Raw genomic sequence first — 25206 nt, 5'->3', positions numbered from 1 at the left:
CCGAGGGCACGCCGCTCAGCGGTCGCCGGGGGAGGGGCTGCCGGAGCCCGTGGACTCCGGCGGGCCGCTCGGGGTCGCGGACGCGCCCGGGCCGGGCGTCGCACCGTCCCTGGCCGTGGGGGGTGTGCTCGGCGTGGGGCTGCCGGCCGGGCCGGTCGGGGGCACGGAAGTCGGGGGCACGGAAGGGGACGGGGAGCCGGGGGCGGTCGGCGTCCAGGGCGGCACCGACGTCGGCGGCGTGGCCGGCGATGTGCCGGGGGAGGGCGGGGTCGGCGTCGCCGAGTTGCCGTTGCCCGAGTCCACGGGCGTCGGCGGCGCGGCCGGCGCCGTGGAGCCCCGCGGGGTCAGCTGCAGCGCGGCCACGGTCGCGCCGCCCGCGAGCACGCAGACCGCGCAGGCCGCGGCGACCGCCACCCGGCGCGCCCGGCGGCGGGCGCCCAGCGCCGACACCCGGCCGGGCGGCACGGGCGCGGACAGCGCCCCGCCCGTCGCGGCGGCCCGCTTGAGCGCCTCCGCCAGCGGGGCTTCCTGCTCGTCGAAGTCAGACACCGTGCTCCTCCGCCATGGTCGCGCCGACCCGGTCGGCCGCGTCGTCGAGATGGGGTGCGAGTGCGGCCCTCGCGCGGAACAGGTGCGACTTCACGGTCCCGGAGGCCATGCCGGTCTCCGCCGCCACCTGGTCCACGGACAGATCGCACACGTAGTGCAGGACGGCCACCCGCCGCTGCCGTTCGGACAGCCGCCGCAGCGCGGCCACCAGCGCGACCGTGCCGGGGTCCGGCTCCGCCGCGGCCGGAGTCCGGCCTTCCTGGTGGTGCCGCCGCCAGGCGGCCGCGGCCCGTACCCCGCGCCGCCACCGGCTGACCGCGAGGCGCCGGGCGACCGTCCGTATCCAGGCCTCCGGTCCGGCGTCCGCCCGCAGCTCCGACCGGCGGCCCCAGGCGCGGACGAAGGCCTCCTGGACGACGTCCTGGGCTTCGTGGAGATCGCCGGTCATCAGGTACACCTGGCCGACCAGCTGTTTCACGGAGCGTGCGTAGAACTCCTCGAACTCGTCGTCGGTCACATGCGGCTCCGTGGTGCTGGTCGGGTGGTGAGATCTCAGGCGGTATACGCACCGGGGGCGGGCCCCGGTTTACCCGCCCCGCGAGATTTCCGGCGGGCGTACCCTGGAGATCCCCGGCCCGGCCCTGGTCCTCGACACAGGGAACCCCAGACGTGTCGGGCTGTTCGCGTTGCCCACCCTCTTACGGACCCCGGACGGATACCCCTTCATGAGCCTGCACGGTCTGCTCGACGCCGTCGTCAAGGACCCCGCCCTCGTCGAAGCGGTGAAAGCCGCGGGCGACGGTCACCGGCCCCACGTCGACCTGGTCGGACCGCCGGCCGCCCGGCCCTTCGTCGTGGCCGGCCTGGCCCGCGAGGCATCCCGGCCCGTGCTGGCGGTGACCGCGACCGGCCGTGAGGCGGAGGACCTGGCCGCGGCGCTGCGGTCGCTGCTCGACCCGGACACGGTCGTGGACTACCCCTCGTGGGAGACCCTGCCGCACGAGCGGCTCTCCCCCCGATCCGACACCGTCGGCCGGCGGCTCGCGGTGCTGCGCCGGCTCGCGCACCCCAGCACTGACGACCCGGCCGCCGGGCCCGTCAGCGTCGTCGTCGCCCCCGTTCGGTCGGTGCTGCAGCCCCAGGTCAAGGGCCTGGGGGACCTGGAGCCGGTGGCCCTGCGCACGGGGCAGACCGCCGACCTGGAAGGCGTCGTCGCGGGACTCGCGGCCGCGGCGTACTCGCGGGTGGAGCTGGTGGAGAAGCGCGGCGAGTTCGCCGTGCGCGGCGGCATCCTCGACGTGTTCCCGCCCACCGAGGAGCATCCGCTCCGCATCGAGTTCTGGGGCGACGACGTCGAGGAGATCCGCTACTTCAAGGTCGCGGACCAGCGTTCCCTGGAGGTCGCCGAGCACGGGCTGTGGGCGCCGCCGTGCCGTGAGCTGCTGCTCACCGACGAGGTGCGGCAGCGGGCCGCGGCCCTCGCCGAGGCCCACCCGGAACTCGGCGAGCTGCTGGGGAAGATCGCCGAGGGGATCGCCGTCGAGGGCATGGAGTCCCTCGCCCCCGTCCTCGTCGACGACATGGAGCTGCTGCTCGACGTCATGCCCGAGGGGTCGATGGCCGTGGTGTGCGACCCCGAGCGGGTCCGCACCCGCGCCGCCGACCTGGTGGCCACCTCGCAGGAGTTCCTGCAGGCGTCGTGGGCCGCGTCGGCAGGCGGCGGCGAGGCGCCGATCGACGTCGGCGCGGCCTCCCTGTGGGGGATCGCGGACGTGCGGGACCGGGCGCGCGAGCTCGGCATGATGTGGTGGTCGGTGTCGCCGTTCGCCGTGGACGAGGAGCTGACGGACGACTCCCTGACGCTCGGGATGCACGCGCCGGAGACGTACCGCGGCGACACCGCCCGCGCGCTCGCCGACACCAAGGGCTGGCTCGCCGACGGCTGGCGCACGGTCTTCGTGACCGAGGGCCACGGCACGGCGTCCCGCACCGTCGAGGTGCTGGGCAGTGAGGGCATCGCCGCCCGCCTGGAGGCGGACCTCGGCGAGATCTCCCCGTCCGTCGTCCATGTCGCCTGCGGCTCGGTCGACCACGGCTTCGTCGACCCGGGTCTGAAGCTCGCCGTGCTGACGGAGACCGATCTGTCCGGGCAGAAGGCCGCGGGCAAGGACGGCGCGCGGATGCCGACCCGCCGCCGCAAGCAGGTCGACCCGCTCACCCTGGAGGCGGGCGACTACATCGTCCACGAGCAGCACGGCGTCGGCCGCTACCTGGAGATGGTGCAGCGCACCGTCCAGGGCGCGACGCGCGAGTACCTGCTCGTCGAGTACGCCCCCGCCAAGCGAGGCCAGCCCGGCGACCGCCTCTACATCCCCACCGACCAGCTGGAGCAGGTCACCAAGTACGTCGGCGGCGAGGCGCCCACGCTGCACCGGCTCGGCGGCGCGGACTGGACGAAGACGAAGGCGCGCGCGAAGAAGGCGGTCAAGGAGATCGCCGCCGATCTGATCAAGCTCTACAGCGCGCGGATGGCGGCGCCCGGGCACACTTTCGGCCCGGACACGCCCTGGCAGCGGGAGCTGGAGGACGCGTTCCCGTACGCGGAGACCCCCGACCAGCTGACCACCATCGCCGAGGTCAAGGAGGACATGGAGAAGTCGGTTCCGATGGATCGGCTGATCTGCGGCGACGTCGGCTACGGCAAGACGGAGATCGCGGTGCGCGCCGCCTTCAAGGCCGTCCAGGACGGCAAGCAGGTGGCGGTGCTCGTCCCGACGACGCTGCTGGTGCAGCAGCACTTCGGGACGTTCTCGGAGCGCTACTCCCAGTTCCCCGTCGTCACCCGCGCCCTGTCCCGCTTCCAGTCGGACACGGAGGCGAAGGCGACCCTGGAGGGCCTGCGGGACGGCTCGGTCGACATCGTCATCGGCACGCACCGTCTGTTCTCGTCCGAGACCAAGTTCAAGGACCTGGGCCTGGTCATCGTCGACGAGGAGCAGCGGTTCGGCGTCGAGCACAAGGAGCAGCTGAAGAAGCTCCGCGCGAACGTCGACGTGCTGACGATGTCCGCGACCCCCATCCCCCGGACCCTGGAGATGGCGGTCACCGGCATCCGCGAGATGTCGACGATCACCACCCCGCCCGAGGAGCGCCACCCGGTCCTGACGTTCGTCGGCCCGTACGAGGAGAAGCAGATCGGGGCCGCGATCCGGCGCGAGCTGCTCCGCGAGGGCCAGGTGTTCTACATCCACAACCGGGTCGAGTCGATCGACCGGGCGGCGGCGCGGCTGCGGGAGATCGTCCCCGAGGCGCGGATCGCCACCGCCCACGGCCAGATGGGCGAGAGCGCGCTGGAGCAGGTCGTCGTCGACTTCTGGGAGAAGAAGTTCGACGTGCTCGTCTCGACGACGATCGTCGAGTCCGGCATCGACATCTCCAACGCCAACACGCTCATCGTCGAGCGCGGCGACAACTTCGGCCTCTCGCAGCTGCACCAGCTGCGCGGCCGGGTCGGCCGCGGCCGGGAACGCGGCTACGCGTACTTCCTCTACCCGCCGGAGAAGCCGCTGACGGAGACCGCGCACGAGCGGCTCGCGACCATCGCCCAGCACACCGAGATGGGCGCGGGCATGTACGTGGCGATGAAGGACCTGGAGATCCGCGGGGCGGGCAACCTCCTCGGCGGTGAGCAGTCCGGGCACATCGCGGGAGTCGGCTTCGACCTGTACGTCCGCATGGTGGGCGAGGCGGTCGCCGACTACCGGGCCTCCCTGGAGGGCGGGGCGGAGGAGGAGCCCCCGCTGGAGGTCAAGATCGAGCTGCCGGTCGACGCGCACGTCCCGCACGACTACGCGCCGGGCGAGCGGCTGCGTCTCCAGGCGTACCGGGCCATCGCCGCCGCGAACTCGGAGGAGGACGTCAAGGCGGTGCGCGAGGAGCTCGTCGACCGCTACGGCAAGCTGCCCGAGCCCGTGGAGAACCTGCTGCTCGTCGCCGGGCTGCGGATGCTCGCCCGGGCCTGCGGCGTCGGCGAGATCGTGCTCCAGGGCCCGAACATCCGCTTCGCACCGGTGGAGCTGCGCGAATCGCAGGAGCTGCGGCTGAAGCGGCTCTACCCGCGCACGGTGATCAAGCCGGCGGCCCAGCAGGTCCTGGTGCCCCGGCCGACGACGGGCAAGATCGGCGGCAAGCCGGTGGTCGGACGTGAACTGCTCGCGTGGACGGGCGAGTTCCTGACGTCGATCCTCGGCTCGTAGCGCTCCCGAGCGGCCGACGCAGTTCGCAGCGGCCCCGGCCGGTGGTGGTTCACGGCCGGGGCGGTACGGCGCCGGCCGGCTGTCCGGGTAAGGGGGCCGGCCACTCGTCGGTGAGGGTGCGGTCGCGCCCGGCGGGAGCGTTCCGCCCCGGCGGCCGGCGCGGGTGCGCTGGGCGGCGCTGTGCGGCGTGGAGATGCGGTGGTGCGGCGCGGGGTGTCGTGATGCGCGGCGCGGCGCGGTGCCGGGGTGGTTGCGGCGGGAGGCCGACGGTCGGCGGGGTGCGCTGTGCGGCGCGGTGCCGGGGCGCGCTGTGCGGCGTGGGGTGGTGCCGTGGTGAGGGGAGTGACCGTGGCGGCCCGGGCCCGGGATGCGCGCCGCCGCAGACGCCCACTCGGGGTCCCCTTCTTCGACGCGCCGTCAGAATCCGCACCGGGCCGGACCGTCGGGCCACGGGGGGTACGTCCCGGGGTCGGTGGAACGCTTCCCGTGGCGAAACTCGGTGTGGCCCGTTCGGGGCACGGCTCGCCCGGACGGATCAGGCCGGGGCGACGACGGGAACGGGACGTGTTCGGCTTGGCTCGCGAGGGCTGGGTCCCGCGTGGCCGGCCGTACCGCCCCAGTAGTGAGGAGCCTTTGATGTCTCGTCAGCACGTTCCGGCCGTCGTCGGTCTCGTGGCGGGCGCTCTGGTCACGGTCCCCGTCACTGCCGCCGGTGCCGCTCCGTCGCCTCCGCCGCCGCAGCAGAGGCCCCCGGCGTCCGCGCCCGTGGCCCCCGCTGTTCCTGCCGCTCCCGCTGCTCCGGCTTCCCCCGCCGTGGGAACCGGCCCGTCGGCTCCCGCCGCTCCGGTCCCGGCTCCCGCCGCTCCGGGCCCGGGCGCCGCCCCACCGGTTCCCCTCGCGCCTCCTCTTCTCCTGTCACCGCCCGCGGCCGCGCCGTCCCCCGTCGCACCCGGGGGTGCCGTCACGGGTCCCAAGCCGCCGGGACCCGCGAAGCCGCCCGGGCCCGTCAAGCCGGCAGTCCCCGCCAAGCCCGCGGCGCCGGCCAAGCCCGGCGCGCCGCCGAAGCCGCCCGTGGTCCCCGGCATCGTGGACGTACCGTGCTCCGTCCCGCACCTCCTCACCGCGATCCGCGCGGCCAACGGCACGGCCGCCCCGGAGACGCTGCGACTTGCGCCGGGCTGCACCTACCGGCTCGCGGCCGGGGCCAACCCCTTCCACCCCGTCAACGGCCTGCCGGTGATCACCGGTGCGATGACCGTCGACGGCCAGGGCGCGACGATCACCCGCGTCGCCACCGCGCCGAGGTTCCGCATCCTGCTCGTCGGCAAGACCGGGCGGCTGAGGATGCACGACACCACGATCAGCGGCGGCAGCGCGACCGACTGCCCTGCCTACCCGGACGTCCCCGGCATGGCGTGCGGCGGTGGGATCGCCAACCTCGGCCAGATGGTCCTGACGCGCAGCAGGGTGACCGGCAACCGGGCCGAGTCGAAGCTGTACGCACAGGGCGCCGGCATCGACAATCCCGGCAACGCCACCGTCCGCAGCTCGGTCGTCAGCGGCAACACCGTCGTCTACGCCGGATCAGACAACGGCGGCGCGGCCGCGGGCGGCGGTATCGCGAACGACGGGCCGCTGACCGTCGAGGGTGCCCAGGTGATCAACAACCTGGCGCGGGTCAGGGAGGGCACCCGCAGCTTCGCCTTCGGCTCCGGCCTCGCCGGCATGGCCCAGAGCACGGTCAAGAACTCCGTGATCAGGAACAACCGTTCGTCCGCCCCGGGCGGCTTCGCCCGCGCGGCGATCACCAACACCGCACCGGCCGCGGCCGGCCGGATGACCGTCACCGGCAGCTTCGTGCGCGGCAATGTCGCGGACGCCCCGGACGGTGCGGCGCAGGGCGGCGGAATCACCAACTCCGCCCTCATGACGGTCGACAACACCCACGTCAGCGGCAACACGGTGACGGCGCAGGGCGGCACGGCACGCGGCGGCGGCATCCGGCTCGGGCCCAGGAGCGAGCTGAAACTGCTGCGCAGCTCCGTCGCCGGCAACGTCGTCGACGCGGCCGGGGGAGTGGCTCAGGGCGGCGGCCTGGACAACCCGGAGGGCGGCACGCTGACGACCACCCGGTCGAGGATCACCGGCAACACCGTCACCGCGCAGGACGGGACGGCGCTGGGCGGCGGCCTCTACCACGCGGTCGGCACGTCCACGCTGGACCGGACCGTCATCAACGGCACCCGTGCCATCGACGGCGGCGGCATCTTCCGGCAGTCCGGGACCGTCCGGCTCCTCGGCTCCCAGGTCATGTTCAACACCCCGAACAACTGCCGGCCGACCGACTCCGTGCGCGGCTGCGTCGGCTGACGCTCCGCCGGGTCGCCCCGAGGCCCCGTCCGGCGCACCCCGCGAGGCGCCGTCCGGCGTCCCGGGCGCGGCGGACGGGGTGCGTCCCCCGATCCGCATCTGACCATTGACAAGTTCCAGCTGCCGGGCCAATCCAGTCACTGTCAAGATGGTCGGGAGCGCGATCGGGGAGAGGGACGCCATGGCCGACGAGAACGGACGCACACGGCAGATGTGGCACCTGCTGGAGCCGCTGCACGCGGTCCTCTACTACGCGCCCGAGGTCTTCGCGGAGGCCGGCGCGCTCGGCTACGACACCGCCGAACGGTGGCCGAGCTACTTCGCGTGGCGTGCCGCGCCGCTCGGCACGCCCGACGCCGCCGAGGTGACCGCCGCGTTCCACGGTTTCAGCCCGCGCATGGTCGCCGAGCACGTCCCGGTCGGCTGGGACGTGGCCGGTCCGGACAAGCTGCTGGAGGCCCGTGTCCGCGCGGTCGGCGAGGCGTACCGGGCCGTACTCGGGGGCGAGACGGCGAACGGCCCCGAACTCGCCCAGGCCGCCGCCCTCGCCCGGCGGGCCGCCGAGGCCGCGGACACCGAGGGCCGTCCGCTCGCCGCCGCCAACGCGGCGCTGCCCTGGCCCGAGGAGCCCCACTGCACGCTCTGGCACGCGGCGACGGTCCTGCGCGAACACCGGGGCGACGGCATCTGTTCGCGCTCGCAGACGCCGGTCTCGACCCGGTGGAGTCCCTCGTGACGTTCGCCGCGATCGGCGCGGCGCCGGTGGAGGTGTTCTCGAGTCGAGGCTGGAGCGACGCCGAGTGGGCCGCCGCCAGGGAACGGCTCGCGGAGCGCGGCCTGCTGGCAGCCGACGGCACCGCGACAGAGGCGGGCCGTGCGCTGCGCGCCCGGGTGGAGCGCCGCACGGACGAACTGGCCGCCGCACCCCGGCGCGCGCTGGGCGAGCCGGACACCGCCCGGCTCGCCGAACTCCTCGGCCCGCTCTGGGTGGCGGTCCTCGGCTCCGGACTGCTGCCGCGAGACGACCCTGGGCATCGGCAGGGTCTGAGGCCCGGCCCGGCTCCGAGAGGCGGGCGTTCCCCGGGATCCGGCCCTCGCGCGGGCCGTTGTTCCCTAGGATCCCTGCGTGCCCGACTCCCCGCGCAAGCCGCAACCGGCGCTGTTCGCCCTCGTCCTGTCCGCCGCCGTCCTCGCGGGCTGCGTCCCCGGTTCCGGCCCGCCCGGTGCAGGGGGCTCCGCCTCCGGCCCGTCGGCGGGCAGCGTGGCCGGCCCGCTCGGCAACCCGGACGGTACGAGGCCCGGTCTCGCGCCCTTGACGGCGGAGCGGGACCGTGCGGAGGCCCGCAAGGTCGTGGAGGGACTGACGGTCAAGGGCCGTGGACCGAAGACGGGCTACGACCGGGACGAGTTCGGCCGGGCCTGGACGGACACCGCCGACGGCGTTCCACTCGCCCGGAACGGGTGCGACACGCGCAATGATTTGCTGCGGCGCGACGGCCTGGACCTGCGCTTCCGCGACGGCTCCGACTGCGTGGTCGTCTCCATGACCCTGCACGACCCGTACACCGGGAAGACCATCGAGTGGCGCAAGCGCGACGCCGCCGAGGTGCAGATCGACCATGTGGTGCCGCTTTCGTACAGCTGGCAGATGGGCTCGTCCCGCTGGCCGGAGAGCAGGCGCAGGCAGTTCGCCAACGACGTGCTCAACCTCCTGCCCGTCGAGGGCCGTGCCAACTCGGCCAAGCGGGACTCGGGCCCGGCCTCCTGGCTTCCGCCGGACCGCCGGATACGGTGCGCGTACGCGGTCCGCTTCGCCCAGGTGGCACTCAAGTACGAGCTGCCGGTCACGGCGGCGGACAAGCGGATGATGCTGAGTCAGTGCGGAGGCTGAGAGACGCCGGAGGGTGAGGCCCTTGCTGTACGAACACCGCGGGCGGCGTCCCGTGGTCCCCGAGTCGGCGTACGTCGCCCCCTCCGCCGTCCTGTGCGGGGCCGTCGTCCTGGGCGAGAGGGCCCGCGTCCTGCACGGGGCCGTGCTCACCGCCGAGGACGGCGAGGTGCGGACCGGCGCCGACGTCGTGGTCATGGAGAACGCACTCGTCCGCGGCCGGGCGGGGCATCCTGCCGTCATCGGGGACGCCGTGCTGGTCGGGCCGCACGCCCACGTCAACGGCGCGACCGCCGAGGACGAGGTGTTCGTGGCGACCGGCGCGGCGCTGTTCCCCGGCGCCGTCGCCGGGGCGGGATCGGAGCTGCGGATCCACAGCGTGCTGCACGTCAACTCGCGGCTGGAGCCGGGGACGGTCGTGCCCATCGGCTGGGTCGCCGCCGGCGACCCCGCGGAGCTCTTCGCGCCGGACCGGCACGACGAGCTCTGGGAGAAGCAGCGAGGACTGGACTTCCCCGGCACGGTCCACGGCGTCCCGCGCGGCACCTCGATGCGGACGATCATGGCGCGCCAGTCCGTGTACTACGGAGCCCACCGGGACGACCGCCGCCTCGACGGCTGACCCGCCGGGACCGCACGGGCCCCGGAAGAGCCGCACCGGGCCGGCCGCGGTGCGGCGGGGCCCGGTGCGGTGCGGCGCCCGAGGGCCGCGACGCCGGTGCCCGACGGCACCGGCGGTACGGGTCAGCAGTACTTCGAGGAGCCCGTCGAGCCCCACTTGCAGGAGTCGACGAGCGTACCCGTGGACTTGCGCAGGTACGCCGTGTCCCCGGTGTTGTTCCAGACGTACCAGGAGCGTCCCCAGTAGCGGTATCCGGCCGTGTTGGAGCCCTTGCCGGTGTGCACCTTGAGGTAGGACCTCGCGCCGATCTTGCCGCTGAAGGTGTACGTGTAGCCGGTGACGTCACGCAGCTTCCAGCCCTGGATGGAGATCGCGGACGAGCTGGAGTTGTAGAGCTGGACCCACTCGCCGTTCAGCGAGGTGTTCGAACCGGTGTCGGAACCGGGCGAGTTGTAGGACACGCGGTAGATGCTCACTCCACCGGCGGCGTGGGCCGGCGTGGCGGTCAGCAGACCGGCGGCGGTGGCGGCGGCGACGGCGGCGGCCGAGGCGGCGTAACGGAGCTTCAAGGACCCTCCCCATGTTGGTGCAGCGCTCGAGCGGCAGCGCTCGAGCTTGCGGAGAGATTACCTCCGACTGTGAAGGGCATGTGAGGGAACTCTGAAGGAAAGTGAAGGGCCGTCGATCGCGCCGCGCCGTCCGCCGAGGGCGGGGCCGTGCCCGGCCCGGGGCACCGGGAGGCCGCGCCCCGTCGCCCGTCCACGCAGATGCCGGGAAGGCCGCCCCCCTCCGTGCGGCCTTCCCGGCTGTCCCCCGCTCCTCGCGGATCCCGTCAGCCGAGGTCCACGATGTCCTTCTCGGCCGGCTTCTTCACGGGTACCGGCTTGTCGAACTCCGAGAAGGTCATGTCGATCGGTTCGGCGCCTCCCGTCACCTGGAACCGGAGCAGGTACGGAGTGCCCTTCGCGGCCACGTGGGCGGTGGCCTTCTCGCCCCGGTAGGACTCCGTGAGGACGACCGTCGGAGTGCCGTTGACCGCCGAGCCGCCGGCCCGCTTCGCCTCGGTGTCGTCGGCCTTGAACCCCTCGAGGTAGCTGTCGAGGTCGCAGAACTGCGCGAGGTCCTTGGCGTCCTCGGCATCGGCCTTCTCCTGCACCCACTTGCCCAGCAGCGCGTCCAGGGCGGCCTGGGTCTCCGCCTCGGAGCTGCCCTCGGTCTGGGAGCGCAGCATCTTCTCGTCGAAGCGCAGATAGACCGTGTCGCCGGTCTTGATGAGCTCCGTGGTGCCCTCCGTGCCCATGTGGAGGGTTCCCGCGCAGTCCCCCTTGGTGTCCACCGCGAGGTCTCCGCGAACCGGGCCGTCCGCGGTCTTCATGCTGACCTTGAGTCTGAGCGCGGTCGCCTTCTTCGTCGTGGTGATGGCCTTGTTGAGGACTTCGGGGCCCGAGAGGCCGGGGTACGGGCCGGACTCGGCAGTCGGCTTGTTCCCCTCCTCGGCCGCCTGGTCGACGGGTCCGCACGCGGTCAGGGCGAGGGCGGAGGCGGCGCAGAGCGAGGCGAGGGCGAGGTGCTTGAGGCGGGTCGGGGGGACGGCGGGCATGGCGGTTTCTCCGTGGGGCGATTGCGGGTGGGACGGGACGGGGTCTGCGGGGGGTGGGGGTGACCGGTCGGGACCGGAGGCTCAGAGCTTCAGGTCCCAGACGCTGGCGTTGTACTCGAAGCCGGGGCTGACCTCGACGGTCAGGTTCTCGGCGTCGGCGGGGGCGTCGAAGGCCCAGACGGCGGTGACCTTCTTGCCGGGCAGGATCGTGCCGGTGAACGGCTCGCCGACCTTGCCGTCGTAGATCGCCTCGGCCTTCACGCCCTCCTTGCCGGCGCGGGCCTCCGCGGTCACGAGCGCGGCCTCGAACTTCTCCTTGCCGGCGTTCTCGATGACGACGGTGACCTTGTAGGCCTTGTGGCCCTTGGTGTGGCCGATGGCGTACTCGCCGGGCGTCCAGGCCGCGGGCCCGGACACGGTGATGGTCAGGTCGTCGTCGTAGGCGGCGGAGTCGCCGGCGGCCAGGGCCTTGCCGGTCGCGTCCTCGCCGTCCTTCGCCTTCTCCAGCGGCTTGTCGCTCCCGGCCGGCTTCCTGGTGGCGGACGAACCGGACGTGACCTTGTTGATCTCGTCGACCGCCTCGTCCACGGCCTTGAAGGTGAGGACCGCGCCGACCACCGACAGGACCAGGGACACCAGTCCGAGCACGATGCCGGCGACGGCGACTCCCTTGTTGGTGGCCTCGCCGCGCTTCACCCGGCCCTTCGCCGAGAGGCCGAGGATCAGCCCGATCAGGCCGAGGATGCCGGCCAGCCAGAAGAAGAGCGGGATCAGGCCGGACAGGGCGCCGATGATCCCCAGGATCAGCGCGGCGGTACCGAGGCCGTTGCGCGCCGGAGCGGCCGGTACGGGCGCCTGCGGGAACTGGGGCTGCTGCGTGTACTGGGACATGGGTGTCCTCCAGGGACGTGTCATCGGCGCCTGTTGTGGCGATCAACGCGACGCCGCGTGGTCCGGGCCGTCAGACGGCCTGGCGGTGCGACGGGTCAATGAGACCAGAGCCTGTGAACCGAGTCAACAAGGTTCACGCGATTCGGGTTCCCTCACGCTGTGAAGTGATCGGTCTTGCGGTCATCGCTATGCTCGGTGTCACATCAGCGCCGGCGAGGTCGCCGACGGAGAACAGGAGCAGCCCGTGCCGGAGAACGCAGCAGAGGTGACCGCTGCCGGGATCGCCCGGCTGGCGGGCGTCGGGCGCGCCGCGGTCAGCAACTGGCGTCGCCGGCACGCCGACTTCCCCAAGCCCGTCGGCGGCACGGAGACCAGCCCGTCCTTCGCGCTCCGGGACGTCGAGCAGTGGCTGCGCGTCCAGGGCAAGCTGGCGGAAGTACCGCTGCGGGAAAGGGTCTGGCAGGAGCTCTCCGGCCATCCGGCCGGTGCCGTCACCGCGTTGGGGCACGCGGGCCGCGTCCTGCTGCTCGTGCGTGACCGGCCCACGGGCTGGCTGGAGTTGGCCGCCGTGTCGGACAAGCGGCTGCCGGCCGTGCTCCCCATGGCCCTGGACAACGTGCTCAAGGCCCGGTTCGGGGCGCAGCGCGCGGCCGTGCCGACCCCGGCCCCCGCCGAACTGGAGCCGTCCGTCCCCCTTCTGCGGGGCGCCGCCGAGCTCGCCGCCGAGATCGGCGCCCGCCAGGCGTTCGAGTTCCTGCTCGGCCGGTACCTGGACGCCAACCCCCGCCAGTACACGCTCACCCCGACCGGTCCGGCCGAGCTCATGGCCGCCCTCGCCGGGGCGGACACCCCGGGCCGGACCGTCCTCGACCCCGCCTCCGGAACCGGCGAACTCCTGCGCGCCGTCCGGCAGCCCGCCGCCCTGTACGCCCAGGACGCCGACCCCGAGCTGGCCACGCTCACGGCGCTGCGCCTCGCCCTGCACGGCGATGCCGACGTCCGGGCGGCCGCCGGCGACACCCTCCGCGCCGACGCCTTCCCCGGACTCGCCGCGGACGCCGTGCTCTGCCACCCGCCGTTCAACGAACGCAACTGGGGCCACGACGAGCTCGCGTACGACCCCCGCTGGGAGTACGGCTTCCCGGCGCGCACCGAGTCCGAGCTGGCCTGGGTGCAGCACGCGCTCGCCCGGCTGCGCCCGGGTGCCGCGGCGGTGCTGCTGATGCCGCCGGCCGTGGCGTCCCGCAAGTCGGGCCGCCGGGTGCGCGCGGATCTGCTGCGGCGCGGTGCGCTGCGCGCCGTCGTCGCCCTGCCCGCCGGGGCGGCGCCGCCGTACGGCATTCCGCTGCACCTCTGGGTGCTGCGCCGGCCCGTCGCCGGTGAACGCCCCGGACAGGAGCTGCTCCTGGTCGACACCGCCGAGCTCGCCGAGCCGGGCGGCGGGCGCGACAAACTCGACTGGCAGGGCGTGCACCGCACGGTCCTCGAAGCCTGGCAGCCCTTCGACCGCGACGGCGGTGTGGAGGAACGGCCCGGGAGGAGCCGGTCCGTACCGGTCATCGAACTCCTCGACGACGACGTGGACCTGGCTCCGGCCCGCCATCTGCCGCCACCCGCGGCCGGGGGAGGTGCCGCTGAACTCGCCGACGTGCGCGAGCGGCTGGACGACACGCTGAGGCTCACCCGCGAACTCGCGCCGGGCGCCGCCGAGCCGGCGGCGGGCGGCGCGGCGGTCCGTCCCGGCACCACCGTCGGCGAACTGGTCCGCGCGGGAGCCCTCGAACTGCGGTCCGGAGGTACGGGGACCGGCCCGGTGCCCGTCCTCACCGAACAGGACGTGCTCGACGGCACCGCACCCTCGGGGGCGCTCCCCGAAGGCCCCGCACCCGGCGAGGAGCCCGTCGAGCCGGTGCTGGTCAGGGCCGGTGACGTCGTCGTGCCCGTACTCGGCGCCGGCCCGTCGGCCCGTGTCGTCGACGAGGCGACTGCCGGAGCCGCGCTCGGCCGCAACCTCCAGCTGCTGCGCCCCGATCCGGCGGCGCTGGACCCCTGGTTCCTCGCCGGATTCCTGCGCGGCACCGCGAACAACCGCCAGGCGAGCAGCTACGCCTCCACCGCGACCCGGCTCGACGTGCGCCGCCTCCAGCTGCCCCGCCTGCCGCTCGCCGAACAGCGGCGCTACGGGGACCGCTTCCGGGCACTCGCCGAGTTCGAGTCGGCGCTGCGTCTCGCGGGGCGGCTGGGCGAACAGCTCGTGCAGGGGCTCTACGACGGGCTGACCGACGGCACGGTCGAGGCGTGAACCCGGCGGGACGGGTCCGGGCGGCCGGGCCGTTCCCGGCGTGATCGGTTCGACAACGGTTCGGTACAACCCACGGCCGGATGTCGGTGTCGATGTATACGCTCGGACCTCGTCCCACCAGCAGTCCGTGAACTCACACCAGTGAACGCACCAGTCCCAGGAGCAGCCATGCAGGGCCACGGCCACGGCTACCCGCCCCGACCCGCCGGGCGGCCCTCCGACAGCACGTTGGTCACCCTGCGCGTGATCTTCATCGCGCTCGCCGTGCTCAGCTGCAGCCTGCTCGCCTGGGTGCCGATGCTGCGCCTGGCGATCGTCACCCGCAAGCGGGTGGACTGGATCCTCTTCTGCGCCACCGTCGCGGCCAACGTGGGCCTGCTCGTCTTCGCCGGTGTCGCCTCCCCGGAGAACGAGGAGATGACCGACGGCGTGGCGTTCACCATCCTCGGCTGGGTCACGCTCGTGATGGTCGGGTCCATCACCTACTACGTGATGGCGGAGACCCGGCACTACGAACGGCTCACGGCCGGCGCCGGCCCGGTCGGCTACGGACTGCCGCCGCAACCGCCCGTGTCGGGGTACGGCTATCCGCCGGCCGGCCCGCAGGGCACCGGGGCGGCGATGCCGAACCCGTACGCCCGGCCGGTGCAGCCCCCTCCCCTGCCGCGGCAGTCGCCCTCGCAGTCCGGGCCGCAGCCGCAGCCGCAGCCGCCGGCCTCGGGTTCCGTCCCCGGCCGGTCCTCGGGCCTCGAGCCGAACCGTCGCATCGACCAGGTCCGCGCGGAACTCGACGAACTCAGCGACCTCCTCCGCAAGGAACCCCGCCCCGACGGCGGTGACCGGTGAACGGACGCGTCATCGCCGGACGCTACGAACTCTCCACGGTCATAGGCCAGGGCGGCATGGGCCAGGTCTGGACCGGCTACGACCAGCGGCTCGACCGCCGCGTGGCGGTGAAGCTGCTCCGCCCCGACCATATGGCGCCCGCCACCGCGGCCGACGAGATGCGGCGCCGCTTCGTCCGCGAGTGCCGCGTCACCGCGCAGGTGACCCACCCCGGCCTGGTCACCGTGCACGACGCCGGCAGCGACGGCGACGACCTGTACCTCGTCATGCAGTACGTCGAGGGCGCGGACCTCGCCGACCACCTCGCCGAGCACGACCCGTACCCCTGGGAGTGGGCCGTCTCCGTGGCCGCCCAGCTGTGCTCCGTCCTCGGCGCCGTGCACGCCGTCCCGATCGTCCACCGGGACCTCAAGCCGCGGAACGTGATGGTGAAGCCGGACGGCACGGTCACCGTCCTCGACCTCGGTGTGGCGTCCGTCATCGACACGGACACCACCCGCCTGACCCACACCGGATCGCCCATCGGCAGCCCGGCGTACATGGCGCCCGAGCAGGCCATGGGCGGGGCCGTCGGGCCGTACACGGACCTGTACGCCCTCGGTGTGCTGCTCCACGAACTGCTCAGCGGCAACGTGCCGTTCGCGGGCTCCACCGCGCTGGGTGTGCTCCACCGTCACCTCTACGAGCCCCCGCTGCCGGTGCGGCAGCTCCGGCCCGAGGTCCCCGAGCCGCTGGAGGCCCTGGTGCTGCGGCTGCTCTCCAAGGACCCGCAGCACCGGCCCTCGGGCGCCCAGGAGGTGTACGAGGCGCTGACGCCGCTGCTGCCCACACGGCACGGTGCGCCCGGCGGGCCGCTCGACCCGGCCCGCCCCTTCCTGCGGCCGCACGCGCCCTGGCCGGATCGGGCGACTGCTCCGTCGCCGCCCGATCCGCGCGTGGTGGCCGCGGCGGCGCCGGCCGCCGACCGCCCCGATGTCGCCGCCGCCGTCGACGAGGTCAAGCGCCTCCTCGGCGAAGGCAGCATCACGCGGGCCGTGGACATCCTCGGAGGCATCCTCCCGGCGGCCGCCGCGGAGCACGGGGAGCAGTCCCCGGTCGTCCGCATCCTGCGGAAGCAGTACGCGACGACGCTGATGGACGACGGCCAGTACCGCCGCGCCCTGCCCGAGCTGCGCCGTCTCGCGGACGACCGGGCCGCGGAGGCGGGGCCGGGCGACCCGCAGACGCTCCAGTTCCGCTACGACGCGGCGCAGTGCCTGGAGCAGTTGGGGGAGACGGCCGCGGCCCTCGCCGAGTACCGGGCGCTGCTGCCCTTCTACGAGAGCCACCACAGGACCGGGGGAGACCCCTCACGGGCCTTCGACATCCGGCACCGGATGGGCCATCTGCTGCTGGCGATGGGCGACCACACCGCGGGCCATCAGCAGCTGCAGAACCTGCTGTTCGACACGGAACGCGTCTACGGCCCAGGCCACCCGCTCGCCGTCGAACTGCGTCGCTCGCTTGACCGTCAGCGCCAGTTCCGCACCGGCTGAGGCGCCGGTCCGCACCGGCTGAGGCGCCGGTTCCGTAACGGCCGAGGCCGGTCCCGTACTGGCCGAGGGGCCGGTTCGTACCGGCCGAAGGCGCGGGTTTGCACCGGCTGAAGGCGCCCGAGCGCGGCCGGTGATGGCCCCGGCCCGCCGCCCTGATGCGCACGCGGCACCGCCCGGGTGTCACACGGCCCGGAAGAACGCCGTTCCCGCGACCACGCCCAGCAGCCTCAGCCGGGAGCCGTCGGCGAGTCGCTTGGCGAGGGCTTCGGCGACGCCGGGACGGGTGCCGTCGCCGTGTCCGTCGAGGACGACGACCGCGCCGTCCGCGGCGAGTTCCTCCGTGAGGTCCAGATCCGCGAGCACGCCCTCGACGGACGGGTCACCGGCCAGGACGACCACCCCGTAGCGCCGGTCGGACACCTCGGAGCGCACGCCCGGGTCGGCGGAGGCGCCGCGCAGGAGCCGGGCCTCCGTGCCCGAACGGCTGCCGCAGAGCGTCAGGTTGGCCCGGACGACGTCCTCCCGGACCGGTGCGGGCGCGGTGCCCGTCGGCACGAGGGCACCGGCCAGCGGGTCGACGACCGTCAGCCGCGGCTCGACACCCGCGCGGTGCAGCATGCGCATCAGGGCGGCCGCGAACAGTCCGTGCTGGGTGCCGATCTCCAGCACCTCCTCGTTCGGCGGGGCCAGCAGCGGTACGGTCGCCAGCTTCCCGCAGACGTCCGAGGTCGAGCCCGCGAGCCGGCCGACGCCCAGCGCCTCCAGGGCCACCACGGTGCGGTACGCCACCGTCAGGTCGCGGCGCGCGTGCTCGCCCGACGCGCCCGTCACCGTGGTCACCTCCCGGACCAGCCTGTCCAGTTGGGTCGCGGTCGGCATCCGGTGGCCGTCCCGGCCGGCGTGGTCGAGCAGCAGCCCGAGACCGTAGCTCTGCCGCCGCAGGTCGGCCACTTCGTGGTGGAGGGCGTCCAGGTCGGCCTGGAGCGCGGTGGTGGCACGCTCCAGGCGCTGTTCCACCAGTGAGAACGCCGGACGCAGCATCCGCTTCGCCAGCCGGTTGCTCAGGAGGGAGGGCATGGCCGGGAGGTTACGCCGCGATTTCCGCTCAAGGGGCCACCAACGGGGGCCATTCGGGTGAAGTCTCGGTGTCCTTCCGTTGACGCGCCCGTACAGCGGGTAGCGGCCGGCGGCCGCGCGCCGTGTGGCAACGGGCCGGCGGCCGCTGCACGGGGGCGGCCCTCACGCCCCGTAGACCACCGTGACCTTGCTGAATCCGAGCGAGCGCAGAAGCCCCTCGAGCATCCTCGTCGTGTTCCGCTCCGCCCGCGCCGTCAGACGGCTCTCCTTCGCGGCGGTGGCGATGTGCCGCACCGCGAGCTGCTGGACCGCCTGTTCGCTGTTCGGGTTGTCGGAGAAGAGGTCGCCGAGCCGGTCGAGCAGTCCGCGCTGCTTCGAGACGGCGTAGGAGCGGTCGGGATCCAGCGCGGGCCGGTCGAGCACGGCGTGCGGGAGCCGGATCGTCGCGGCCGTGCGCTCCTCGTTCACGGTGACGTCCTGCTTCCCGAGCGCCCCCATGTCGACGTACGCGTCCACGGTGCCCGCCCCGACGTACAGCACCCTGGTTCCCCGTACGGCGTCCGGCAGGTACCTGGCGTCCTTCTCCAGGTCCACCACGACCTGGAAGTTGCCCGTGGCCGCCTGGTAGCGGCTCATGTCCCGTACGGACTCCAGCACCGCGGGCCCCGTCCGGTCGCGCGTCTCCTCGCCGAACAGGCCGCCGAGGCCCGGCAGCCCCCGCAGTTGCGTGCCCACCAGCAGCAGCGCGGCCACCAGCAGGACGCCGACCGACACCTTCACCCACCACGACACAGCCCTGAGCGCACCCATAGCCCGGCCCTCCCTCGCCCTACGGATGCCCCGGCATTCGCCGCTCAGACCTGCCCGTACGGAACCGGTGCGCCGCGCCGCACCCCAACCGCCTCCCGAATCGTTGGCCGAATCAGTGGCGGCGAAGTAGTGGCCTGCGCCACGCCGACTGCCTACCATCGATCTCCGCAAGGTCTTTGTGCACCGCGTCACAAACGCTCCGCGTCACGATCACCACCGCACGCCAGGAGGCCCCTTTGCACCGCCGCCGTCGCACCGCGCTCGCCCTCTCCGCCGCGTTCGTCGTGGCGGCGCCCCTGCTCGCCGCCTGCGGGAACGAGGCGCACCCCGGCGCCGCGGCCGTCGTGGGCGGCGACCGGATCGAGGTGTCCGCGCTCCAGGCGGAGGTCGAGGACGTGCGGTCGGCCCAGGAGGCGTCGCCGGAGGCCGCTCAGCTGATCAAGAACACCGGGCAGCTGAACCGGGCCAAGCTGCACGGGATGATCTTCGGTCGGATCCTGGAGCACGCCGCCGAGAAGGAGGGCGTGACCGTCTCCCGCAAGGAGGTGCAGGACGCCCGGGTCGCCGCGGCCCAGCAGTCCGGCGGTGAGGAGCAGCTCGCCGCGATGTTCCTCCAGCAGCGCGGGGTCGCCCCGGACCAGATCGACGAGGCGGTGCGCGAGCAGGTCCTGCTGACCGGGCTGGCCCGGGCGCTGGGCGCCGATCTTGGTACTCCGGAGGGCCAGCAGAAGGTCGGTGCCGCGCTGACGGCCGCGTCCAAGGAGCTCGACATCGACGTGAACCCGAGGTATGGAGCCTGGGACGACACGAAGATCCAGCTCGGCGACTACAAGGCGCCGTGGATCACCCAGGTCACCAAGCAGCCGGAGGCGATCCAGGCCGGTGCCTAGACGGCGGAGCCGGGAGACCGGCACCCGCCGCGGACCGGGCCCCGCGGAACCGTGAGGCCCGGTGACCGAGTCCCGGCCGATGCGCGAGGCCCGGTACCCGATACCCGGCCCCGGCGCCCGACCGCCCCGACGTAGGGTCGAGGGGTGAACGCTGAAGCGCCCGTCGAGCCCGGCCGTATCGTCCTGCTCACCGCCAGCCATCGTGTCGCGCCCGGACTGCTGTCCTGGCCTGCGTGGCGGACACTGCACGCCGCCGACCGCGTGCTGTGCGCGGACGCGGAGCACCCGCAGCTGCCGTATCTGAGGGAGGCGGGTGTGGGCGTGGAGATCGCCGCTCCCACCGCGCAGGAGCTCGTGGACGGCTGCGCGGGAGGCCGGACCGCCGTGGTCCTCGCGGCCGGAGAGGGTGACCAGGCCCTCACCGACGGCCTGGCCCGCATGGCCGGCTCGGGCCGGGTGCAGATGCCCGACCTGGAGCTGCTGCCCGGCTCGTACGACCTCCCGGGCGCCCGGCTCCTCGACCTCGTCCAGGTCATGGACCGGATCCGCCGCGAGTGCCCGTGGTCCTCGCAGCAGACCCACAAGGGCCTCGCCAAGTACGGCATCGAGGAGGCGTACGAACTCGTCGAGGCCATCGAGGACGGCGACCGCGACGAACTGCGCGAGGAACTCGGCGACGTGCTCCTCCAGGTCGTCTTCCACGCGCGCATCGCACAGGAGGCGAGCGGGGAGGAGGGCGACGAGCCGTTCTCGATCGACGACGTCGCCGGGACCATCGTCGACAAGCTCGTCCACCGCCACCCGCACGTCTTCGGGGACGCCCGCGCCGAGACCCCCGAGGACGTCAAGGAGCACTGGCTGCGCACCAAGGCGATCGAGAAGCAGCGGGATTCGGTGACCGACGGAGTACCGCTCGGCCAGCCGGGCCTCGCGCTCGCCGCGAAACTCGCGAGCCGGGTGCGTACGGCCGGACTGGACGTGGAGCTGCCGACGGAGGAGGACGGCGACCGCGCCGTCGGGTACGAACTGCTCGCCATGGCCGTGCGCGCCGAGGCCGAGGGGCACGACCCGGAAGCCGCCCTCCGCGCCGCCGCCCGCGCCTACCGCGACGCGATCCGCGCGGCGGAGGCCACGGCCCGGGACTGACCTCGAAGACCCCGGCCGTGAACGGCTTCGCGTCAGCCCTGCTGTCCGCGCCGCCGGTCCACGGCGGTGAGGTCGACCTCGACGGGGTACGGGACGTCCACCTTGAGCCGGTTGTGGTGGATGCCGGTGACGGCGTAGGCGTTCGTGGCGGGGTCGAGCTCGTAGACGTAGACGACCGGCAGGTCGTCGCTCTTCTCGACCCGCCAGAAGTGCCGGATGCCGGCCGCCGCGTACTTGCGCGGTTTGAGCTCGCGGTCGCGCTGTACGGACTCGTCGGAGACGATCTCGACCGCGAGCAGGATGTCGTCTGGGGCGTACCAGGTCTGCTCCGGTCCCGTGCGGGCGCTCCACGGAACCACCATGAGATCGGGCTCCGGCCGGTCGCGTACGCCCAGTTTGGTGGTCATCTCCCGGACGACATAGAGATCGTCCGGTGCCTGCTGCACCAGCGCGTTCTCCAGCAGCCGCAGTGCGGCCATGTGGAAATCGGTCTGCGGAGTCACGAAGAACAGTCCCCCGTCGATCAGCTCGGTGTGCGGCGGGAGACCCTTGATCCGGTCGAGGTCGTCCGCCGTCCACCCGCCGGGAGGCGGTACCGGGAACACGTACTGCTCCTCCCGGCCGTCCTGGTCTTCCCTCCGGTCTTCGGCTGCGGCACTCATCAGCGCTCCCATGCGACGGAGTCCGGCGTATGCGGTCAGCCTACCCAGGGGGTATGCGGAGAGGTCCGTCGAACGGGTGACCGGCCCCGCGCGGGTTAACGTCGACCCATGCACGACCAGCCGTCCCGCGTCCCCGACGCCCCCGAACTCTTCACCTGGGAGTTCGCCACCGACCCGTACCCGGCCTACGCCTGGCTGCGCGAGCACGCGCCCGTGCACCGGACGCGGCTGCCCAGCGGGGTGGAGGCGTGGCTGGTGACCCGGTACGCGGACGCCCGGCAGGCCCTCGCGGACCAGCGGCTGAGCAAGAACCCGGCGCATCACGACGAGCCCGCGCACGCGAAGGGGAAGACGGGGATCCCGGGGGAGCGCAAGGCGGAGCTGATGACACATCTGCTGAACATCGACCCGCCCGACCACACCCGGCTGCGGAGGCTCGTGTCGAAGGCGTTCACCCCTCGCCGGGTGGCCGAATTCGCACCGAGGGTCCAGGAGTTGACGGACCGGCTCATCGACGGCTTCGCCCGGCGGGGGAGTGCGGACCTCATCCACGAGTTCGCCTTCCCCCTCCCCATCCACGCGATCTGCGACATGCTCGGCGTCCCGCGCGAGGACCAGGACGACTTCCGGGACTGGGCGGGGATGATGATCCGTCACGGCGGGGGCCCGCGCGGCGGTGTCGCCCGGTCCGTGAAGAAGATGCGCGGCTATCTCGCCGACCTGATCCACCGCAAGCGCGAAGCCCCCGGCGACGACCTCATCTCGGGACTCATCAAGGCGTCCGACCACGGGGAGCACCTCACCGAGAACGAGGCCGCGGCGATGGCCTTCATCCTTCTCTTCGCCGGGTTCGAGACCACGGTGAACCTCATCGGGAACGGGACGTACGCGCTGCTGCGCAATCCGGAGCAGCGGGGGCGGCTCCAGGACTCGCTGGCCGCGGACGAGACCGGCCTGCTCGCCACCGGTGTCGAGGAACTGCTCCGCTACGACGGGCCGGTGGAACTGGCCACCTGGCGGTTCGCGACCGAGCCGCTGACGCTCGGCGGCCGGGACATCGCCGCCGGCGACCCGGTCCTCGTCGTGCTCGCCGCCGCGGACCGCGACCCTGCGCGGTTCGCCGAGCCCGACACCCTCGATCTCGCCCGGCGGGACAACCAGCACCTCGGCTACGGGCACGGCATCCACTACTGCCTGGGGGCGCCGCTCGCGCGGCTGGAGGGGCAGACGGCCCTCGCGACCCTCCTCACCCGGCTGCCCGACTTGCGGCTTGCGGTCGATCCGTCGGAATTGCGGTGGCGTGGGGGTCTCATCATGCGCGGATTGCGCACTCTGCCCGTTGAATTCACCCCCCGCTGAATCTGACGGACAGTCAAGACTGTGACTTTTACGTGATCTCCGCTGCACCGACTTGTGACTGAGGTTGGAGTGCGGCTACGTTCACCCCGACTCCGGGTCATCGAGGTTTCAACCGCCACGACGGCCTCGGGAGTTTTCTGTAGTCACACGGAAGGCACACCGCATGCTGTCCGGGAACGGCCGACACCGCCGACCTCGTCAGGCCCCCGCTCTCATCGTCGCGGCAGGGGTGACCGGATCGGCCATCGCCATCCCGCTGCTCGGCGCGGGTTCCGCCTCGGCCGCCGACACCACCACCTGGAACCGCGTCGCCGACTGCGAGAGCGGCGGCGACTGGAGTGCCAACCTCGGCAACGGTTTCTACGGCGGTCTCCAGATGTCACAGGAGACCTGGGAGGCGTACGGCGGCACCGCCTACGCGCCGCGCGCCGACCTCGCCAGCCGCTCCCAGCAGATTTCCGTCGCCGAGATGGTGCTCGCAGCACAGGGTGCTTCCGCCTGGCAGAGCTGCGGCGCGATCACGGGCCTGACGGCCGGCGACTCCGAGCCCGCCGGCACTCCGTCGGCCGACCCGCTGGGCGACCTCGTGAAGAGCCCCTCGTTCGGGGACGGCGCGGACGCCACGCCCGCGCCGGACGCCGGGACCTCCGCGCCCGCCGGGTCCGAGCCGGGCGCGGGCGAGTCCCCGTCCGAACCGTCCGGTCCGTCGGCCGAGCCGGCCGCCCCCTCGGAACCCGCCGGCTCCGCCGAGGGTTCCGGTGAGAGCGCGGAGGCGTCCGGCGGCGACGCCCCGGAGGCGGGCACCGGCAAGCACCGGGGCACGCCCGCCACGGAGGGGAATGAGTCGGGCAATTCGGGCGATGAGCGCGAATCCGGCCGTCATGCCTCACGAGGTGACGGATCGGCACGAGACGACGCCGCCACGGGAGATGAGTACGTCGTCCGTAACGGCGACAACCTCTCGTCGATCGCCGACGCGAACGAGGTGCCCGGCGGCTGGCCCGCCCTCTACGAGGCGAACCAGGATGTCGTCGGCTCCGACGCGGACCTCATCCTGCCTGGCCAGAGCCTCGATCTGACTACGGGCAAGGGCCAGTTGAAGGAGTAGTTCGAGCGCTTATGTCCGTTTCCGTGCGAGTGAGACAAGAGTCTCTTCCGGTCAACTGGCGCCGCTCGGCGGTCAACTCCGGCCATCACGGCTCTCACCTGCGAAAACGGACATGTCGCCCCATCAGTTTTGGGTGATTTCTCCCCGATGTTCGTCTTTGAACATCGGGGAGACGTGTGTCTACGGTCTGAACCGCTCGCAACGCGGGCCCCGTCGACCGCACGCCGAATCCTGCCGGCGGCCGCCGGGAACAGTCGTCGCGCAAGCGCCGAAGGCAGGAGCGGGGGACCCAAGGTAAGCGCCGGACAGGCCCGATGAGGGCTGCCCGGCTAGGGGTGGAGCCGTGCGCTCGTCGCACGGCCGGGCACCACATCGGCCCGAACCCGACAGCTCACCTCGCAGGCGTCGGTGAGGAGAACTTCGATGCTGCTTTCCGGCAAGGGCAAGCACCGTCGCCCGACGGTCTTCCAGCGGTCCACCCGTGTCGCCACGCTCGCCGGCGTGGCCGGCGCCGCCATCGCCGCCCCGCTGATGGCCTCGGGCACCGCGTCCGCCGCCACCGCCTCCGAATGGGACGCCGTCGCCCAGTGCGAGTCCGGCGGCAACTGGTCGATCAACACCGGCAACGGCTACTACGGCGGGCTGCAGTTCTCGGCCTCCACCTGGGCCGCCTACGGGGGCACCGCGTTCGCCTCCACCGCCGACCGGGCGAGCAAGTCGCAGCAGATCCAGATCGCCGAGAAGGTCCTGGCCGGCCAGGGCAAGGGTGCCTGGCCGAACTGCGGCACCGGCCTGTCGAACGCCGCGTACGACGGCGCCGCCCCGGCCGCCCCCAAGGCCGAGCCCAAGGCCAAGCCCGCCGCCCCGAAGCGCGCCGAGGCCCCGACCAGCCGCTCCGAGCGCGCGGCCGCCCCGGTCAAGAAGGGCGACGGCGAGTACACGGTCAAGGCCGGCGACACCCTCAGCAGGATCGCCGAGGTCGAGAAGGTCAAGGGCGGCTGGAAGAAGCTGTTCGAGCTCAACAAGGACATCGTCGACGACGCGAACGTCATCCACCCCGGCCAGAAGCTCCACCTGAGCTGATGCCCGGCCCCGGGAACCCCGGCGGTTCCCGGGGGGACCGTCGTCCGGTGGGCCCGGCGGACCACCTGGCGGCGCACCCCCGTCCCCGGCCCCGGCCCGGTGCGGCGTCTCCCGTACTCCCCGCAGTCCCGCGGGCACGGGAGGCGCCCCCGGGCCGGGGTCTTTGTCTGTTCGGTCCGCTTTTTCGTCCCACGGGGCGGGCATCTGCCGGA

The 25206-nt window shown here is 73.2% G+C and carries 20 protein-coding genes, 1 pseudogene and 1 riboswitch; of the genes and pseudogenes, 13 read left to right on the top strand and 8 right to left on the bottom strand.

Translation table 11 applies throughout. From position 1 onward, the window contains the following. Positions 1-15: 15 nt before the first annotated feature. Both BLT82_RS17745 and BLT82_RS17740 read right to left on the bottom strand, forming a co-directional pair. Entirely contained in the window at positions 16-549 is a 534-nt protein-coding gene (locus BLT82_RS17745; protein ID WP_093655909.1) for a hypothetical protein, read from the bottom strand. Beyond that, positions 542-1066 carry a SigE family RNA polymerase sigma factor gene (locus BLT82_RS17740; protein WP_093655907.1) on the bottom strand — a complete coding sequence of 175 codons (525 nt, stop codon included), beginning with the start codon at positions 1064-1066 and terminating at the stop codon, positions 542-544. The genes BLT82_RS17745 and BLT82_RS17740 overlap by 8 nt, the downstream gene beginning before the upstream one ends. Before the next feature lie 208 nt (positions 1067-1274). On the opposite strand from BLT82_RS17740, the gene mfd reads away from it, so the two are divergent. The 5 genes and pseudogenes from mfd to BLT82_RS17715 all read left to right on the top strand — a co-directional run bounded on the left by mfd (position 1275) and on the right by BLT82_RS17715 (position 9685). Beyond that, entirely contained in the window at positions 1275-4805 is a 3531-nt protein-coding gene (gene mfd / locus BLT82_RS17735) for a transcription-repair coupling factor (protein ID WP_093655905.1), read from the top strand. A gap of 1071 nt (positions 4806-5876) precedes the next feature. Beyond that, positions 5877-7175 carry a hypothetical protein gene (locus BLT82_RS17730; RefSeq protein ID WP_093655903.1) on the top strand — a complete coding sequence of 433 codons (1299 nt, stop codon included), beginning with the start codon at positions 5877-5879 and terminating at the stop codon, positions 7173-7175. A gap of 181 nt (positions 7176-7356) precedes the next feature. Beyond that, a pseudogene (locus BLT82_RS17725) lies at positions 7357-8223 on the top strand (SCO6745 family protein). Between the two features lie 78 nt (positions 8224-8301). Next, the gene (locus tag BLT82_RS17720) at positions 8302-9066 is read left to right on the top strand and encodes an HNH endonuclease family protein (RefSeq protein ID WP_093655901.1); all 765 of its coding nucleotides are present in this window, start codon (positions 8302-8304) and stop codon (positions 9064-9066) included. Positions 9067-9079: 13 nt separating this feature from the next. Next, on the top strand, positions 9080-9685 hold the full coding sequence (locus BLT82_RS17715; RefSeq protein WP_244292023.1) for a gamma carbonic anhydrase family protein: 606 nt from the start codon (positions 9080-9082) through the stop codon (positions 9683-9685). A 122-nt stretch (positions 9686-9807) separates the two neighbouring features. On the opposite strand, the gene BLT82_RS17710 is transcribed toward BLT82_RS17715, so the two are convergent. The 3 genes from BLT82_RS17710 to BLT82_RS17700 form a co-directional block, all read right to left on the bottom strand. Then, a complete protein-coding gene (locus tag BLT82_RS17710; protein WP_093655897.1) occupies positions 9808-10254 on the bottom strand; it encodes a lamin tail domain-containing protein in 447 nt (148 codons plus the stop codon). A gap of 263 nt (positions 10255-10517) precedes the next feature. After that, positions 10518-11285, bottom strand: a complete 768-nt coding sequence (locus BLT82_RS17705) for a LolA-like protein (protein ID WP_093655895.1) — start codon at positions 11283-11285, stop codon at positions 10518-10520. Between the two features lie 81 nt (positions 11286-11366). Next, complete coding sequence (locus BLT82_RS17700) at positions 11367-12176, bottom strand: DUF4190 domain-containing protein (RefSeq protein ID WP_093655893.1); 810 nt, start codon at positions 12174-12176, stop codon at positions 11367-11369. A gap of 244 nt (positions 12177-12420) precedes the next feature. On the opposite strand from BLT82_RS17700, the gene BLT82_RS17695 reads away from it, so the two are divergent. The 3 genes from BLT82_RS17695 to BLT82_RS17685 all read left to right on the top strand — a co-directional run bounded on the left by BLT82_RS17695 (position 12421) and on the right by BLT82_RS17685 (position 16859). Then, positions 12421-14478, top strand: coding sequence for an N-6 DNA methylase (locus BLT82_RS17695; protein WP_208867949.1), 2058 nt, complete (start codon positions 12421-12423; stop codon positions 14476-14478). 168 nt (positions 14479-14646) lie between these two features. After that, on the top strand, positions 14647-15324 hold the full coding sequence (locus tag BLT82_RS17690) for a hypothetical protein (RefSeq protein WP_093655891.1): 678 nt from the start codon (positions 14647-14649) through the stop codon (positions 15322-15324). Beyond that, entirely contained in the window at positions 15321-16859 is a 1539-nt protein-coding gene (locus BLT82_RS17685; protein WP_093655889.1) for a serine/threonine-protein kinase, read from the top strand. Before BLT82_RS17690 ends, BLT82_RS17685 begins: the two co-directional genes overlap by 4 nt. A gap of 180 nt (positions 16860-17039) precedes the next feature. Here the strand turns inward: BLT82_RS17685 and BLT82_RS17680 are convergent, their stop codons facing one another. Both BLT82_RS17680 and BLT82_RS17675 read right to left on the bottom strand, forming a co-directional pair. Further along, on the bottom strand, positions 17040-17936 hold the full coding sequence (locus BLT82_RS17680; RefSeq protein WP_093655887.1) for a class I SAM-dependent methyltransferase: 897 nt from the start codon (positions 17934-17936) through the stop codon (positions 17040-17042). 162 nt (positions 17937-18098) lie between these two features. Further along, positions 18099-18746, bottom strand: a complete 648-nt coding sequence (locus BLT82_RS17675) for a DUF4230 domain-containing protein (protein ID WP_244292022.1) — start codon at positions 18744-18746, stop codon at positions 18099-18101. Between the two features lie 236 nt (positions 18747-18982). Here BLT82_RS17675 and BLT82_RS17670 point away from each other — a divergent pair, with 236 nt between their 5' ends. Beyond that, positions 18983-19636 carry a SurA N-terminal domain-containing protein gene (locus BLT82_RS17670; RefSeq protein WP_093655885.1) on the top strand — a complete coding sequence of 218 codons (654 nt, stop codon included), beginning with the start codon at positions 18983-18985 and terminating at the stop codon, positions 19634-19636. A gap of 144 nt (positions 19637-19780) precedes the next feature. Then, positions 19781-20782 (top strand): nucleoside triphosphate pyrophosphohydrolase, encoded by a 1002-nt coding sequence (locus BLT82_RS17665; protein ID WP_093655883.1) that lies wholly within the window; start codon positions 19781-19783, stop codon positions 20780-20782. A 32-nt stretch (positions 20783-20814) separates the two neighbouring features. Here BLT82_RS17665 and BLT82_RS17660 read toward each other — a convergent pair whose 3' ends face one another. After that, positions 20815-21444 carry a Uma2 family endonuclease gene (locus tag BLT82_RS17660; protein ID WP_167746034.1) on the bottom strand — a complete coding sequence of 210 codons (630 nt, stop codon included), beginning with the start codon at positions 21442-21444 and terminating at the stop codon, positions 20815-20817. Positions 21445-21552: 108 nt separating this feature from the next. Here BLT82_RS17660 and BLT82_RS17655 point away from each other — a divergent pair, with 108 nt between their 5' ends. The 3 genes from BLT82_RS17655 (at position 21553) to BLT82_RS17645 (ending at position 24994) form a co-directional block, all read left to right on the top strand. Then, positions 21553-22803 (top strand): cytochrome P450 family protein, encoded by a 1251-nt coding sequence (locus BLT82_RS17655; RefSeq protein ID WP_093655879.1) that lies wholly within the window; start codon positions 21553-21555, stop codon positions 22801-22803. A gap of 163 nt (positions 22804-22966) precedes the next feature. After that, positions 22967-23911 (top strand): transglycosylase family protein, encoded by a 945-nt coding sequence (locus BLT82_RS17650; protein ID WP_093655877.1) that lies wholly within the window; start codon positions 22967-22969, stop codon positions 23909-23911. A 256-nt stretch (positions 23912-24167) separates the two neighbouring features. Continuing rightward, a riboswitch (cyclic di-AMP (ydaO/yuaA leader) is annotated at positions 24168-24331 on the top strand. 3 nt (positions 24332-24334) lie between these two features. Next, positions 24335-24994, top strand: a complete 660-nt coding sequence (locus tag BLT82_RS17645) for a LysM peptidoglycan-binding domain-containing protein (RefSeq protein ID WP_093655875.1) — start codon at positions 24335-24337, stop codon at positions 24992-24994. Positions 24995-25206 lie beyond the last annotated feature (212 nt).

The sequence above is a fragment of the Streptomyces wuyuanensis genome, from assembly GCF_900103455.1.
Lineage (GTDB): Bacteria > Actinomycetota > Actinomycetes > Streptomycetales > Streptomycetaceae > Streptomyces > Streptomyces wuyuanensis.
The sequence above is the reverse complement of the archived record's forward strand: the minus strand, read 5'-3'. Positions and strand labels throughout refer to the sequence as shown.